Below are 13,902 nucleotides of genomic sequence, written 5' to 3'. Positions count from 1 at the left end.
CCCTTCGTGCGTACCGCTAGCGGCTCATCAGGCGACGGAGAGCTCGACCTTGATGTTGCCGCGCGTGGCGCTGGAGTACGGGCACACCTGGTGGGCCTTCTCGACCAGGTCCCTGGCGGTGGCCTCGTCCACGTTCGGGACGGAGGCGGAGATCGCGACCTCCAGGCCGAAGCCGCCGGCCTCGGTGGAACCGATGGAGACCTTCGCGGTCACCGTAGAGCCGGAGATGTCGACCTTCTCCTTGCGGGCGACGACACCGAGCGCACCCTGGAAGCAGGCGCTGTAACCGGCGGCGAAGAGCTGCTCCGGGTTGGTGCCCGCGCCGCTGCCGCCCATCTCCTTCGGCGGGTTGACCACTACGTCCAGCTTGCCGTCGTCGGTGGCGACGCGGCCGTCACGGCCGTTCTCGGCGGTGGCGACGGCGGTGTACTTGACGTCGATCTTCTGGATGGACATACGAGTAGATCCTCCTGCTTGGTTCGCCACGGCTCGCGCCCACGCGCCGTGACGGCGTGGGGTGAGCTTACTCGCCGAGGCTGACGATCATCTTTCCGGTGTTCTCGCCGCGCAGCATGCCGAGGAACGCGTCCACGTTGTGCTCGATGCCCTCGACCACGGTCTCGTTGTACTTGAGCTCGCCGGAGCGGATCCAGCCGGAGACCTCTTCGACGAACTTCGGCTGGAGGGCGACGTGGTCGCCGACCAGGATGCCGGTGAGGCGCAGGCGCTTGCCGATGATCGCCATCATGTTGCGCGGGCCGGGAACCGGCTCGGTCTCGTTGTAGCCGGAGATCGCGCCGCAGAGGGTGGCGCGGCCGTGCACGTTGAGGGAGGAGATCGCCGCCTCCAGGTGCTCGCCGCCGACGTTGTCGAAGTAGACGTCGATGCCCTCGGGGGCCGCCTCGCGCAGCTGCTTCGCGACCGGTGCCTCGTCCTTGTAGTTGAACGCGGCGTCGAAGCCGTACTCCTCGGTGAGGATCTTGATCTTGTCGGCGGATCCTGCGGAGCCGATCACGCGCGTGGCGCCGCGCAGCTTCGCCATCTGGCCGACCTGGCTGCCGACGGCACCGGCCGCGCCGGACACGAAGACGGTGTCGCCCTCCTTGAAGGAGGCCACCTCGAAGAGACCGGCGTACGCGGTCAGGCCCGGCATGCCGAGGACGCCGAGGTAGGTGGAGAGCGGGGCCAGCTCGGCGGAGACCTTGGTGGCGAAGTCGGCCTTCACGTCCGCGTACTCGCGCCAGCCCAGGTCGTGCAGGACGTGGTCGCCGACGGCGAAGCGCTCGTCGTTCGAGGCGATGACCTCGCCGACCGCGCCGCCGGTCATCGGCTTGTCCAGCTCGAAGGCCGGGATGTACGACTTCACGTCGTTCATGCGGCCCCGCATGTAAGGGTCGACCGACAGGTGGAGGTTGCGGACCAGGATGCGGCCCGCGCCCGGCTCGGTCACCGGGGACTCGACCAGCGCGAAGTCCTCCGGCACCGGCCAGCCGTTCGGGCGGCGTACGAGGTGCCAGGCACGGCTGGAGGTGGGGAGAGTGGTCATGAGGAACGGCCTCCACAGCGAGAAAACAACTTTATGATCTGAATGAACCTTGCTCCTCAATGATTGAGATTGTCAAGTAAGTGGGGTGTGTGTTGCCGGGAAACAGTCTCGGACCTGCGGATTTCCAGCTCGTGCTGCTGCGCCGGATGGCCGATCACCAGCCGGGACTGGTGGAGGACGCCCGGATCGCCATGGGGGTGAGCCTGACCGAAATGCGCGAGGCCAACCGGCGCTGGCAGGCCATGGTGCGCGCGCCGAGGGCCCGCGACGCCGTGCAGCGCTACCGGTCGGTGCTGGGCCCGCCGGAGGCGGCCGTACGCCGGAAGGTCGGCGATCTGGAGTGCCGGGCACTGCTGTGGCCGGTGCCGCTGTGGCCGACGCTGCGGCTTGAGGTGCTGACCGGCCCCGACGAGGCCACCTGGAACGAGTGGCTGGTGCGCGCGCCGGGAGAACCGGGTCCCGTGCTGGAGAGCGAGGACGACCTGGTGCCGTGGTCGGCGACCGTGGACGAGGTGGCGCGGGCCTTCCCTCCCGTACGCATGCTGGAGGGGACGGCGCCGACCCGGGCGCGCCTCGCGGTGACGCTGCCGGGCGGGACCGGGCGGGTGGCGGATTTCAGCTGGGGGCTGTTCCAGGGGTTCGCCCCGACGGACGGCCCGCCTCCGCTCCCGTGACCGCGCGGTGCGGCCAGCTTCCTTGCCCGTAGCGGGAACTGACGGTCTGGCGCCGTGTCAGCTTCCGTACCCCGGGCGGCGCAGCCCAGCGCGCGCCCGGGCTGCGCGGCCCGCACGATGCCACTATGACCGTCAGCCTTGAGCAGTTGCGCCGTTGCCATGTCGCCGTCGACCTGGGTGCCGCCAGGACCCGGGTGTTCGTGAAGGGCCTCGGCCTCGTGGTCGACGAGCCGAGCTGCGCCGCCGTGAACACCAGGACCGGGGCGCTCATCGCGGTCGGGGCGTTCGCCGAGCAGATGACCGGGCGCACCCCCGACTACATCCGGGTCGCACGCCCCGTCTCCGGCGGCACCGTCATCGACATCGAGATGGCCCAGCGCATGCTCCGCCACCTGCTCGGCGACAAGCTCCGCCGCCAACTGCGCCGCAGGCCAGGACTGCGGGCCGCCGCCTGCACCCCGCACGACGCGGACCCGCTCGCACAGCGCGCGGCCGTCGAGACGCTGGTGGGGATCGGGGCGCGCCGGGTGGAGCTGGTGGACACCCTCATCGCGGCTGCGGTCGGCTGCGGGCTGCCGGTGGAGCAGCCCCGCGCCACCATGATCATGGTCTGCGGGGCGGCCACCACGCAGGTCGCCGTCCTCTCCCTCGGCTCGATCGTGGCGGCCGAGCGGATCCCGGTCGGCGGCAACGCCATCGACCACGCCGTCGTGCAGCACCTGCGCCACGCGCACGAGCTGATGCTGCCTTCGCAGTCGGTACGCCCGCTCCAGCTGGCGCTGCGCAGCAACGGGCTCGCCGCGGGCGGCCCGGCCTCCACCGAGATCCACGGCCGGGACGTGGCGACGGGACTGGCCCGCTCGGTGCACGTGGACACCGCCGCCGTGCAGCGCGCCATCCACACCCCGCTGACCGCCGTCCTCGACGGCATCGGCAAGATCCTGCGGACCTGCCCGCCGGACCTCGTCGCCGACCTCGCGGAGAGCGGGATCATGATGGTGGGCGGCAGTGCGCTGCTGCCGGGCCTCGACCAGATACTGCGGGACGCGACCGGCATGCCGGTACAGATCGCGGAGCGGCCCGACGTGTGCGCGGTGCTGGGCCTCGGAGCCATGCTGGAGGGGCAGATCCAGCCGCTGGCCCTGGACCCCCTGGCGGGCTGAGACCGGGCCCGGGGTGACGTACGCGAGCGGCAGGAGGGACGGAACCCGATGCACGACGAGGCACGCACCTCCCCCGGCCTGCCCCTGCTGCTCGACGCGGTCCTCGCCGTCGGTGCGGACCTGGAGCTGCGCTCCACCCTCCAGCACATCGTGGACTCGGCGGTCGGGCTGACCGGGGCGCGGTACGGGGCGCTCGGCGTCGTCGACGCGGACGGCACCCGGGTCACCGAGCTGTACACGGCGGGCCTCGACGAGGCCGCCAGGGAGTTCATCGGCCGGCTCCCGGACGGGCACTCGGGACTGCTCGGCATCCTGGTGCAGGAGCGGCGCCCGCTCCTCGTGCCCGAGATCGCGGCCGACGTGCGGTCGGCGGGCCTGCCGCCCGGCCACCCGGAGATGAAGTCCTTCGTGGGCGTGCCCGTCCGCGTGGACCGGAAGGTCTTCGGGAACCTCTACCTCACGGACCGGGTGGACGGCGCCGCGTTCACCCCGGAGGACCTGTCGCTGCTGCGGGTGCTCGCCGCCCAGGCGGGCATCGCGATCGGCAACGCGCGGCTGTACGAGACGGCGCGGCTGCGCGAGGAGTGGATCCAGGGGGCCGCCGCCGTCACCACGGCCCTGCTGGACGGCGAGACGGCGTCGGACGCACTGCTGGTGGTCGCCGCCGAGGCCCGTCTCCTGGCGAAGGCTCTCGCCGGGATCGTCCTGCAGCCGACCGAGCAGGGCGGCATGGAGATCGTCGCGGCGGCCACGGGGCCCGGCGAGGACACGGCGGACCTCCTCGGTACGGAGATCGAACCCGGCAGTCCCGTACTGGAGCAACTCCTGGGCGGGGAACCGGTGTTCGTGGACGACTCCGCGACCGACCCCCGGATGACCACGGCCGTACGCACCCGCTTCGGACCGAGCATGCTGCTGCCGCTGCAGAGCGGCGGCAGGCTCATCGGCACGCTCGCGCTGCCCCGGGGCCGGGGCGGCACCCCGTACACCGGGGTGGAGCGGCTGCTGGCCTCGCAGTTCGCGTCGCAGGCCGCGCTGGCGATGGTCCTGGCGGGCAGCCGGGACGCCAGGGAGCGGCTGGCGGTCTTCGAGGACCGGGACCGGATCGCGCGGGACCTGCACGACCTGGTGGTGCAACGGCTGTTCGCGACGGAGATGATGCTGGAGTCGACGCGGCGCAGGGCGGGCGCGGGCGCCTCGGGCGACGGGCAGCCGGGCGCCATGGACGCGCTGCTCGGGCAGGCCGTCGACGAGCTGGACTCCACCATTCAGGAGGTGCGGACCGCCATCTTCGCCCTCCAGCAGCCGCCGGCGGACGCGCCGACGACGGTGCGGGGGAAGGTGCTCCGGGAGACGGCGGGGGCGGGGGCGCTGCTGGGCTTCGCGCCGTCGGTGCACTTCGAGGGGCCGGTGGACGCACTGGTCCACGCACCGGTGGACAAACAACTGGTCGCCGCGTTGCGCGGGGCGCTGGCGGCGGCGCACCGGAGGCCGGGGGTCACGGCCGTGCGGGTGCGGGTGGAGGCGAAGGTGGTCCTGCCGGACGGGCGGGAAGGGGTGCGGCTGACGGTGACGGACGACGGGACGGCCGGGAGTGAGCGGGGCACGTCGCTGGTGTGGCAGGCGCCGCTGTAGGGAGTGTGGGGCCTGTGCGGGTGCGTGGGGGCTGGTCGCGCAGTTCCCCGCGCCCCTAAATGCATGGCCCGCGCGGGAACTTCAGCCCGTCCGGGGTTTGAGGACGCGCGGCGCAGCCGTGCACCGGGTGCGGCCCGGGAGTTCGGCCCCCACCGGCGCGAGCCGTGCGGACCGCCCACCCGCGCGTTCACACCGGCCGCAGCCCGTACACCCTCTCCGCCGTCCCGGCGAACACCTCCGCGCGCTCCGCAGGAGAGAGCCCCAACGTCAACTCCCGTGCCACGTCCAGCACTTGTGCGTACGAGGACGCCAGTCGGCAGACCGGCCAGTCCGACCCGTACATCACCCGCGACGGCCCGAAGGCCTCCAGCACCACCTCCGCGTACGGCCGCAGGTCGGACACCGTCCAGTGCTGCCAGTTGGCCTCCGTCACCAGCCCGGACAGCTTGCACGTCACGTTCGGGAGGGCCGCCAGTTCCCGTACGGCGCTCGCCCACGGTTCCAGGGCGCCGAGGGCGACGGGGGGTTTGCCCAGGTGGTCCAGGACGAAGGAGAGGCCGGGCAGTGCCCGCGCCGCCTTCGTCGCGGTCGGCAGCTGGCCGGGGGTGATCACCAGGTCGTGGGCGAGACCGGCGTCGGCGACCGCCGCGAGGCCCCGCCGCACGTCCGGCCGCAGCAGCCAGTCCGGGTCCGGTTCCGCCTGTACCTGGTGGCGGATGCCCACCAGGAACTCGCCCCCGGGCAGGGACCGCAGCCCGGCGAGCCGGTCGGTGACGTCCGGGGCGGTGAGGTCGGTCCAGCCGACCACCCCCGCGATCAGCTCGTGCGCCTCGGCGAGCGCCAGGAACTCCGGTGTCTCCGCCGCGACCGTGACCGTCTGCACGAGCACCGTCGCCGACACCCCCGCCGCCGCGGCCTCCACCGCGAGGTCCGGGACGAGGAAGTCCCGGCGGATCGGCGCGAGTTCGGGCCCGGTGATCCAGTCCTGGTCACGGACGGACAGGTCCCAGACGTGGTGGTGCGCGTCCACCACGCGGGACTCCACCGCGCCGGAATCCACCGCCCGGGGCCGCGCCGTCACGGCGACTCCTCCCCCAGCAGACCCTCCACCCTCAGCTCGTCCCACAGTTCCTCCGGTACGTCGACGTCCGCCATCGCCGCCGCGTCCTTCGCCTCCGCCGCCGTGCGCAGTCCGACGAGCACGCTCGCCACCGCCGGGTGCAGCGCGGGGTACGCGAGGGCCGCCGCCCGCAGCGGGACCCCGTGGCGTTCGGCGACCGCCTTGATGCGCAGGGCGCGGCCGAGCAGGTCCACCGGGGCGGCCTTGTAGTCGTACGTGGCGCCGGGCTGCGGGTCGGCGAGCAGTCCTGAGTTGAAGACTCCGCCGACGACGACGCTCCGGGCGCGCTTCTGCGCCTCGGGGAGAAGTTCCGCGGCGGCCCGCTGGTCGAGCAGTGAGTAGCGGCCCGCGCACAGCAGCACGTCGGCGTCGGTCTCCCGCACGTACCGCAGCAGGGGCGCGACCTGGTTCATTCCGGCGCCGATCGCGCCGATCACGCCCTCGGCGCGCAGCCGCTCCAGTGCCGGGTACGCCTCGCGCAGCGCCTGCTCGCCGCCGTCGCCGCTCTCGTCGGGGTCGTGCAGGTAGGCGATGTCGATGCGGTCGAGGCCGAGGCGTTCCAGGCTGGCTTCGACGGAGCGCCGTACGCCGTCCGCGCTGAAGTCCCACACCCTGCGGTGCGTGGCGGGGACGGCGAAGCCCTCGTCGGTGCCGACCGTGCCCGCGGCGCCCGTGCCCGCGACGGGTTCGAGGAGACGGCCCACCTTGGTGGAGAGGGTGTACGAGTCCCGGGGCCGGCCGCGCAGTGCCGCCCCGAGCCGCCGTTCCGAGAGCCCCAGGCCGTAGTGCGGCGCGGTGTCGAAGTACCGGATCCCCGCGTCCCAGGCGGCGTCGACCGCTGCCCGGGCGTCTTCGTCCGTCACCTCCCGGAAGAGGTTTCCGAGGGTGGCGGCCCCGAAGCCGAGCGGGGAGACGGAGACCGTGCTCCCGCCGAGCGGCCGGGTGCTCACTGCCCCTCCGGGCGCAGCCGCAGCCCCTGCATCCCGCCGTCGACGGCGAGCGAGACCCCGGTGACGGAGCCGGCGGCCGGGCTCGCCAGGTAGACGATGGCTGCGGCGACTTCGTCGGCGGAGACCAGCCGGCCCATCGGCTGGCGTGCGTTGAGCGCGGCACGCTCCGCCGCCGGGTCGTCGGCCGCGTCGAGGAGGCGCCCCACCCAGGGGGTGTCGGCCGTGCCCGGGTTCACACAGTTGACCCGTACGCCCTCACGGACGTGGTCGGCGGCCATGGCGAGGGTCAGCGACAGCACCGCGCCCTTGCTCGCGCTGTACAGGGCCCGCTGCGGGAGCCCGGCCGTGGCCGCGATCGAGCAGGTGTTGACGACGGCCGCGTGCGCGGACTCCCGCAGCGCGGGCAGGGCGGCGCGGGAGACCCGCACCATGCCCAGTACGTTCACGTCCAGGACCCGGTGCCACTGGGCGTCGTCGTTGTCCTCGACGGTGCCGGCCGCGCCGATGCCCGCGTTGTTGACGAGGATGTCCAGGCTGCCGCCGAGCGCCTCGACGGCTGCCGCGACAGCGGCCCGTACCGAGGCGTCGTCGGAGACGTCCGCCGTGAAGCCGAGCAGCGGGGCGACGGCCCCCGACGGGTCCAGGTCGAGGACGGCGACCTGTGCGCCGCGTGCGGCGAGGAGTTGCGCGGTGGCCAGGCCGATGCCGGAGGCACCGCCCGTGACCAGTGCCTTCAGTCCTGCGAGCTCACTCATACGACGGCCTCCTCGGCCTCGGGCAGTCCTTCGGCAAGGTCGGCGGCCCAGAACCGGCCGCCCGGGTAGGTGAATTCGGCGATGGACCCGGCGTGCATGGTCGCCGAGAAGCCGGGTGCGGTCGGGGCCGTGTAGTGGCCTTCGCGCATGACGACCGGCTCGGTGAAGTGGCCGTGCAGATGGTCGACGTACTCGATGACGCGGTCCTCGGTGGTCCCGCTCAGCGCCACGTAGTCGAACATCGACAGGTGCTGGACCAGCTCGCACAGCCCCACCCCGCCCGCGTGCGGGCAGACCGGCACGCCGAACTTGGCCGCGAGGAGCAGGATCGCCAGGTTCTCGTTGACGCCGCCGACGCGCGCCGCGTCGATCTGCAGGACGTCGATGGCCCCGGCCTGGAGGAGCTGCTTGAAGATGATGCGGTTCTGGACGTGTTCGCCGGTGGCGACCTTCACGTCCGGGCCGACCGCCTCGCGGATGGCCGCGTGGCCGAGGATGTCGTCGGGGCTGGTGGGCTCCTCGATCCAGTACGGGTCGAAGGCACCCAGCGCGCGGGTCCACTCGATGGCCTCGCCGACGTTCCACCGCTGGTTGGCGTCGATGGCGATGCGGATGTCCGGGCCGACGGCGGCGCGGGCGGCCCGCATCCGGCGTACGTCGTCGGCCAGGTCGGCGCCCACCTTCAGCTTGATCTGGGTGAAGCCGTCGGCGACCGCCTGCTGGGCGAGCCGGGTGAGCTTCTCGTCGGAGTAGCCGAGCCAGCCGGGCGAGGTGGTGTAGCCGGGGTAGCCGCGCTCGCGCAGCCGCGCCTCCCGCCCGGCGGCGCCCTGCTTGCCCGCGCGGAGCATGCGCAGGGCGTCGGTGGGGCTGAGGACGTCGGCGATGTAGCGGAAGTCGATCTGGTCGACGATCCACTCGGGTTCGGCGTCCGCGAGGAACTTCCACAACGGCTTCCCGGCGCGCTTGGACGCCAGGTCCCAGGCGGCGTTGACGGCCGCCCCGATCGCCATGTGCATCACGCCCTTCTCGGGCCCGAGCCAGCGCAGCTGGCTGTCACCGGTCAGCACGCGCCCCAAGGTGCCCGGGTCGGCGCACAGTTCGTCGACCGAAAGGCCGATCAGATGGGGCTTCAGGGCGTTGATCGCAGCGACTTGGACATCGTTGCCACGCCCGATGGTGAAGGTGAATCCGTGGCCCTCGACACCGTCCGCTGCGTCGGTGCGCAGGATCAGGTACGCGGCCGAGTAGTCCGGGTCGGGGTTCATCGCGTCGGAGCCGTCGAGCTCGCGCGAGGTGGGGAAGCGGATGTCGTACGTATCAACTGCCGTGATGCGCGCACTGGTTCTGGTCACGTACCGGCCTCTCACGCCTGTGCGAAGGTCTGGCGCTGGCGACCGAGGCCGTCGATGGACAGCTCCACGGTGTCTCCGGCGCGCAGATAGGGGTTTCCGGGCAGGCCCAGGGCGACTCCGGCCGGGGTTCCCGTGTTGATGACGTCGCCGGGCTCCAGCACCATGTACTGGCTCAAGTAGGCGATGACGTCGGCGACTTGGAAGATCATGTCCTTGCTGTTGCCGTCCTGCCGCCGGACGCCGTTGACGTCCAGGCGCAGCCGCAGGTCCTGCGGGTCGGCGATCTCGTCCGCGGTGACGAGCCAGGGGCCGAACGGGTTGAAGGTCTCGCAGGACTTGCCGAGGTCCCACTGCGAGGAGAAGTCCAGCTGGAACTCCCGCTCCGACACGTCGTGGCTGACCGCGTAGCCGGCGACGCAGGCGAGGGCCTCCTCCGGTCCTGTCAGGTAGCGGGCCCGGCTGCCGATGACGACGCCGAGCTCCACCTCCCAGTCGGTACGGGCCGAGCCGCGCGGGATCAGGACCTCGTCGTACGGACCGACGACGGTGGAGGAGTCCTTCATGAAGACGACGGGCCTGGGCGGTATCGCGGCGCCCGTCTCCTCTGCGTGGTCCCGGTAGTTGAGACCGATGCAGACCACCTTGCCGGGCCGCGCCACGGGCGCACCGACACGGAGCCCCTCCGCACCTTCGAGGACGGGCAGCTCCCCGGCCGCACGAGCGGCTCGGACCCGCTCCACACCACCGCCCGAGAGGAAGGCCCCGTCGATGTCGGACGTGAGCCCGGAAAGGTCGTACACCTGACCGTCGTCGTCGAGAAGGGCGGGAATCTCACTCCCGGCCTCACCAAGCCGCTGCAATTTCACGAGAGTCGAACTCCTTGTACGGGGACCGCGCACCCTTCAAGGGCACCTGGACCTGGGGCGCCCCTATGGGGGCGCGGGGCTGCATTGGATCTGCGGCTCCGCCGCGTGGGCGCGACCAGCCACAACGGACCCGCAGGTGAACATCCGGACCTAGTCCTGCGCCCGCCCCGTCGTCACCCGAGCAATCATCAGCGCGATCAGAATGATCGCCCCGTAGATCGCCTGGATCCAGAAGGACGGCACCTGAGCCAGCGTCAGCAGGTTCTGGACGACGCCCAGCAACAGCACACCGGTGAGCGCACCGAACATCGTGCCCTTGCCACCGTCCAGGCTGATCCCGCCGATGACCGCCGCAGCCATCACCGTGAAGATCATGTTCTGACCCTGGTTGGCGTTGATCGCGCCGACGTACCCGGTCTGCATCAGCCCGCCGAGCGAGGCCAGCACGCCCGCGGTGATGAACACGCCGAGCATGACCCGGTCGACCCGGATGCCCGCGGCCTTCGCCGCCGCCGAGTTGCCGCCGATCGCGTACAGCGCACGCCCCACCCGGTGGTACTTCAGGATGAAGCCCGCGATCCCGAAGGAGACCGCCGCGATCCACACGGACAGCGGCACACCGATGAACGTCGAGGTCGCCAGCGAGAAGAACGCGTCCGGCATGCCGAACAGCGTCTTGCCCTCGGTCGCGCCGACGAGCAGCCCGCGCAGCACGATCAGCATCGCCAGCGTGACGATGAAGGCGTTCAGCTTCAGCTTCACGACCAGCGCGCCGTTGAACGCGCCGATGAGTCCGCCGACCACCAGGATCACCAGGATGCCGACGAACGTGGGCATCTCCGTGCCGAAGCCCGACTGGAGCGCGGGCAGCACCAGCAGCGCGCCCATCGCGGGGGCGATGCCGACGACCGATTCCAGCGACAGGTCGAACTTGCCGGTTATCAGTACCAGCGACTCCGCCAGCACCACCATCGCGAGTGCGGCGGACGCGCCCAGGATGGAGATGAGGTTGGGCCCGGTGAAGAAGCTGTCGTTGGTGAACGCGCCGAGCACCACCAGCGCCAACAGGGCGGGTACGAGGGCGAGTTCGCGTGCCCGGCTGAGCAGCAGGGACTTCTTCCGGTCTGCGGAGGAACCCTTCCGCCGGTCCACCTGGGCGCTGGGTGCCTTCGAGGCTGTCGTGTCAGCCACGGTCTACTCCTTCAATGGATGCGATCAGCTCGTGGTCGTTCCAGCCGGCCGCATGGTCGGCGACGACGCGCCCGTGGAAGAGCACCAGGACGCGGTCGCAACGCCGCAGATCGTCGATCTCGTCGGACACGACGAGGACCGCCGTGCCGTCCTCGCGCGCACTGTCCATCCGCGCGAGCAGTGATTCCTTGGACTTGACGTCGACGCCGGCAGTCGGGTTGATGAGCACGAGCAGCCTCGGATCGGAGGCCAGCGCCCGTGCCATCACCACCTTCTGGGCGTTTCCGCCGGACAGGTCCGAGACGGGCTGGTGGGGTCCTTCGGCATGGATGTCGAGGCGCTGGATCAGCTCTTCGCCGACCTTCCGCTTGTTCTCCGTACCGACGAATCCGCGCTTGCCGAGGCGTCCCAGGACGCTCATCGTGGCGTTGTCGCCGATGCTCATCCCGGCGACGAGCCCCTGCTCGTGGCGGTCGCGCGGCACGCAGGCGACACCCGCCTTGAGCGCGGCGGGCACGTCGCCGAACGACAGCCGGCGGCTGTCGAGCAGGGCGCTGCCCCGCTCCGCCGCGTGCAGCCCGGCGAAGGTCTCGGCCAGCTCGATCTTGCCGCTGCCGCTGGTCCCGGCGAGGCCGACGACCTCGCCCTCGCGGACGGTGAAGCTGATGTCGTGGTACGCGGCCGAGCCGAGTCCGTCCACCTGCAGCCGGATCGGCGCCCGGTCCGGTACGGCCGGCCTGGCGGCGCTCTCGGCCGCGGTGACGGACTCCCCCGCCATGGCCTCCACGAGGGCGGCGCGCGGGAGTTCGGTGACGGGTGCCGTGGTGATCCAGCGGGCGTCGCGCAGCACGGTGACCGCCTGGCACACCTCGTACACCTCCTGGAGGTGGTGCGAGATGAACAGGAAGGTGACGCCCGACTCCTGGAGCGTCCGCATCCTGGCGAAGAGCCGCTCGATCTCCTTGTTGTCGAGCTGCGCGGTCGGCTCGTCGAGGACGATGAACCGCGCCCCGAAGGACAGCGCCCGCGCGATCTCGACCATCTGCCGGTCCTCGACCTTGAGGTCGGCGGTGCGGGCGTCGGGGTCGACCCGCACGTCCCAGGTGGCGAGCAGCTCGGCGGCCTGCGACCGCAGCTTCTTCCACTGGATCATCCCGCCGAAGCCGGTGGGCTGGCGGTGGATGAACAGGTTCTCGGCGACGGTGAGTTCGGGAACCACCGTCGGCTTCTGGTAGACGCAGGCGACCTTCTTCCGCCATGCGTCCCGGTCGGAGAGCGCGGGCGCCGGCTCTCCGTCGAACCGGACCGTACCCGCGTCCGGGGCCTGAAGGCCCGTGAGGACGGTCACGAGGGTGGACTTGCCCGCGCCGTTGCGCCCCACCAGGGCGTGCGACTCGCCGGGCATCACGGTCAGACGACCGTCCTGAAGGGCGGTCGTGGGACCGTACCGCTTGGTGATCCCGGACGCCTCGACCAGCGGTCGGTGGGAGGCATCGGCGCGGGTCAGTGTGCTCACTTTATGTTGTTGCCCCAAAGCTTCTTGTCGTCCACGTTCGCCTTGGTCACCAGCGGCGCGGGCAGTTGGTCTTCCAGCATCCCGTTGGGGTGCTTGATGATCGTGGAACCGTGGTCGGTCGGACCTTCCTTGAAGGTCTCGCCGTTCATGGCCCTCTTCACGTAGTACATGCCGTACTTGGCGTAGGTGTCGGCCGGCTGCGAGACCGTCGCGTCGATCTCGCCGCTGCGGATCGCCGCGAACTCCTGCGGGATGCCGTCGTTGGAGACGATCGCGATGTGCTTCGGGTCGCCGACCTTCTTGAGCATGTTCTTGCTCTTGAGCGTCTGGAGGGTGGGCGCGAGGTAGACGCCGCCCGCCTGCATGTAGATGCCCTTGATGTCGGGGTTGGAGTTGAGGAGGGTGTCCAGCTTGGAGGCGGCGGCGTCCGACTCCCACTTCGCCGGGATCTCCAGGACCTCCAGGTCCGGGAACTTGCTCTTCGCGCAGGCCCGGAAGGCCTCGGAGCGCTCGCGCCCGTTGACCGAGGCGAGGTCGCCCATGATCTGAACGACCTTGCCGGTCTTGACCTTCGACCCCAGGAACTCGCAGGCCTTCTGCCCGTACGCGACGTTGTTCGCGCGCACGATCATCGCGACCTTGCCCTTCTCGGGGGCCACGTCGACGGCGACGACCGGAACGTTCTTCCGCTCGGCCTGGTCGAGACCCGCGGCGATCGCGGCACTGTCGAGGGGGGCCACGACGAGGCCCTTCACGCCCTGGTTCAGCTGGTTCTGGATGTCGGTGATCTGCTGCGCCGGGTCGGAGTTGGAGTTGACCGTCTTGAGTGCCTCGACGTCCTCCTCCTTCGCCATCTTCGGGATGTAGTCGTTGTACGACTGCCAGAACGGCGAGGTCAGCAGGGGCAGGATCACGCCGACCTTGCCCTCGCCACCCGCCCCGGCCGCCCCGGCGTCCTTGGTGCTGCCGCACGCACTGAGCGCGAGTGAGGCGCACGCCGCGAGTGCGGCCACCCGTACGGCCCGCGTCCTGTTGGCGGTTGCTCTGCTCGCTGCTCTGCTCATGCTGCTGGTCATCTGAACGGCTCCTCGGTTCCTGATCGAAACAATGGATTGCGCGGGTCCCCGGTCGGGG

Annotated in this window: 13 protein-coding genes; 3 read left to right on the top strand and 10 right to left on the bottom strand. The window is 71.3% G+C overall.

The features are described from left to right. Positions 1–27: 27 nt before the first annotated feature. Positions 28–456, bottom strand: coding sequence for an organic hydroperoxide resistance protein (locus ACWGIG_RS14170; RefSeq protein ID WP_453321843.1), 429 nt, complete (start codon positions 454–456; stop codon positions 28–30). A gap of 67 nt (positions 457–523) precedes the next feature. Next, positions 524–1,546 (bottom strand): NADP-dependent oxidoreductase, encoded by a 1,023-nt coding sequence (locus ACWGIG_RS14165; RefSeq protein ID WP_453321842.1) that lies wholly within the window; start codon positions 1,544–1,546, stop codon positions 524–526. A 146-nt stretch (positions 1,547–1,692) separates the two neighbouring features. Between ACWGIG_RS14165 and ACWGIG_RS14160 the strand changes: the two genes are divergently transcribed. The 3 genes from ACWGIG_RS14160 to ACWGIG_RS14150 all read left to right on the top strand — a co-directional run bounded on the left by ACWGIG_RS14160 (position 1,693) and on the right by ACWGIG_RS14150 (position 5,018). Next, positions 1,693–2,220 (top strand): hypothetical protein, encoded by a 528-nt coding sequence (locus ACWGIG_RS14160; RefSeq protein ID WP_453321845.1) that lies wholly within the window; start codon positions 1,693–1,695, stop codon positions 2,218–2,220. A gap of 125 nt (positions 2,221–2,345) precedes the next feature. Continuing rightward, the gene (locus ACWGIG_RS14155) at positions 2,346–3,383 is read left to right on the top strand and encodes a rod shape-determining protein (protein WP_453321841.1); all 1,038 of its coding nucleotides are present in this window, start codon (positions 2,346–2,348) and stop codon (positions 3,381–3,383) included. A gap of 48 nt (positions 3,384–3,431) precedes the next feature. Then, positions 3,432–5,018, top strand: coding sequence for a sensor histidine kinase (locus ACWGIG_RS14150; RefSeq protein WP_453321840.1), 1,587 nt, complete (start codon positions 3,432–3,434; stop codon positions 5,016–5,018). Between the two features lie 187 nt (positions 5,019–5,205). On the opposite strand, the gene ACWGIG_RS14145 is transcribed toward ACWGIG_RS14150, so the two are convergent. The 8 genes from ACWGIG_RS14145 to ACWGIG_RS14110 form a co-directional block, all read right to left on the bottom strand. Then, positions 5,206–6,099: an amidohydrolase family protein gene (locus tag ACWGIG_RS14145; protein WP_453321839.1), complete on the bottom strand. Its 894-nt coding sequence runs from the start codon at positions 6,097–6,099 to the stop codon at positions 5,206–5,208. Then, on the bottom strand, positions 6,096–7,088 hold the full coding sequence (locus ACWGIG_RS14140; protein WP_453321838.1) for an aldo/keto reductase: 993 nt from the start codon (positions 7,086–7,088) through the stop codon (positions 6,096–6,098). The genes ACWGIG_RS14145 and ACWGIG_RS14140 overlap by 4 nt, the downstream gene beginning before the upstream one ends. Then, positions 7,085–7,843 carry an SDR family NAD(P)-dependent oxidoreductase gene (locus ACWGIG_RS14135; RefSeq protein WP_453321837.1) on the bottom strand — a complete coding sequence of 253 codons (759 nt, stop codon included), beginning with the start codon at positions 7,841–7,843 and terminating at the stop codon, positions 7,085–7,087. The genes ACWGIG_RS14140 and ACWGIG_RS14135 overlap by 4 nt, the downstream gene beginning before the upstream one ends. After that, complete coding sequence (locus tag ACWGIG_RS14130) at positions 7,840–9,195, bottom strand: enolase C-terminal domain-like protein (protein ID WP_453321836.1); 1,356 nt, start codon at positions 9,193–9,195, stop codon at positions 7,840–7,842. The genes ACWGIG_RS14135 and ACWGIG_RS14130 overlap by 4 nt, the downstream gene beginning before the upstream one ends. Before the next feature lie 11 nt (positions 9,196–9,206). Next, on the bottom strand, positions 9,207–10,061 hold the full coding sequence (locus ACWGIG_RS14125) for a fumarylacetoacetate hydrolase family protein (RefSeq protein ID WP_453321835.1): 855 nt from the start codon (positions 10,059–10,061) through the stop codon (positions 9,207–9,209). Positions 10,062–10,211: 150 nt separating this feature from the next. Beyond that, on the bottom strand, positions 10,212–11,252 hold the full coding sequence (locus ACWGIG_RS14120) for an ABC transporter permease (RefSeq protein ID WP_453321834.1): 1,041 nt from the start codon (positions 11,250–11,252) through the stop codon (positions 10,212–10,214). After that, complete coding sequence (locus tag ACWGIG_RS14115) at positions 11,245–12,768, bottom strand: sugar ABC transporter ATP-binding protein (RefSeq protein WP_453321833.1); 1,524 nt, start codon at positions 12,766–12,768, stop codon at positions 11,245–11,247. The genes ACWGIG_RS14120 and ACWGIG_RS14115 overlap by 8 nt, the downstream gene beginning before the upstream one ends. Then, positions 12,765–13,844 carry a sugar ABC transporter substrate-binding protein gene (locus ACWGIG_RS14110; RefSeq protein ID WP_453321832.1) on the bottom strand — a complete coding sequence of 360 codons (1,080 nt, stop codon included), beginning with the start codon at positions 13,842–13,844 and terminating at the stop codon, positions 12,765–12,767. The genes ACWGIG_RS14115 and ACWGIG_RS14110 overlap by 4 nt, the downstream gene beginning before the upstream one ends. Between the last annotated feature and the right edge of the window lie 58 nt (positions 13,845–13,902).

It is taken from the genome of Streptomyces sp. NPDC054863 (assembly GCF_053610825.1).
Note: the sequence above shows the minus strand (reverse complement) of the source record. Positions and strands in the feature narration are given on the sequence as shown.

What these genes read in the sequence shown, in the direction of transcription:
- ACWGIG_RS14165 (WP_453321842.1), bottom strand. Translation starts at nt 1,546, where the DNA reads ATGACCACTCTCCCCACCTCCAGCCGTGCCTGGCACCTCGTACGCCGC.
- ACWGIG_RS14160 (WP_453321845.1), top strand. Translation starts at nt 1,693, where the DNA reads ATGGCCGATCACCAGCCGGGACTGGTGGAGGACGCCCGGATCGCCATG.
- ACWGIG_RS14110 (WP_453321832.1), bottom strand. Translation starts at nt 13,844, where the DNA reads ATGACCAGCAGCATGAGCAGAGCAGCGAGCAGAGCAACCGCCAACAGG.
- ACWGIG_RS14170 (WP_453321843.1), bottom strand. Translation starts at nt 456, where the DNA reads ATGTCCATCCAGAAGATCGACGTCAAGTACACCGCCGTCGCCACCGCC.
- ACWGIG_RS14150 (WP_453321840.1), top strand. Translation starts at nt 3,432, where the DNA reads ATGCACGACGAGGCACGCACCTCCCCCGGCCTGCCCCTGCTGCTCGAC.
- ACWGIG_RS14155 (WP_453321841.1), top strand. Translation starts at nt 2,346, where the DNA reads ATGACCGTCAGCCTTGAGCAGTTGCGCCGTTGCCATGTCGCCGTCGAC.
- ACWGIG_RS14135 (WP_453321837.1), bottom strand. Translation starts at nt 7,843, where the DNA reads ATGAGTGAGCTCGCAGGACTGAAGGCACTGGTCACGGGCGGTGCCTCC.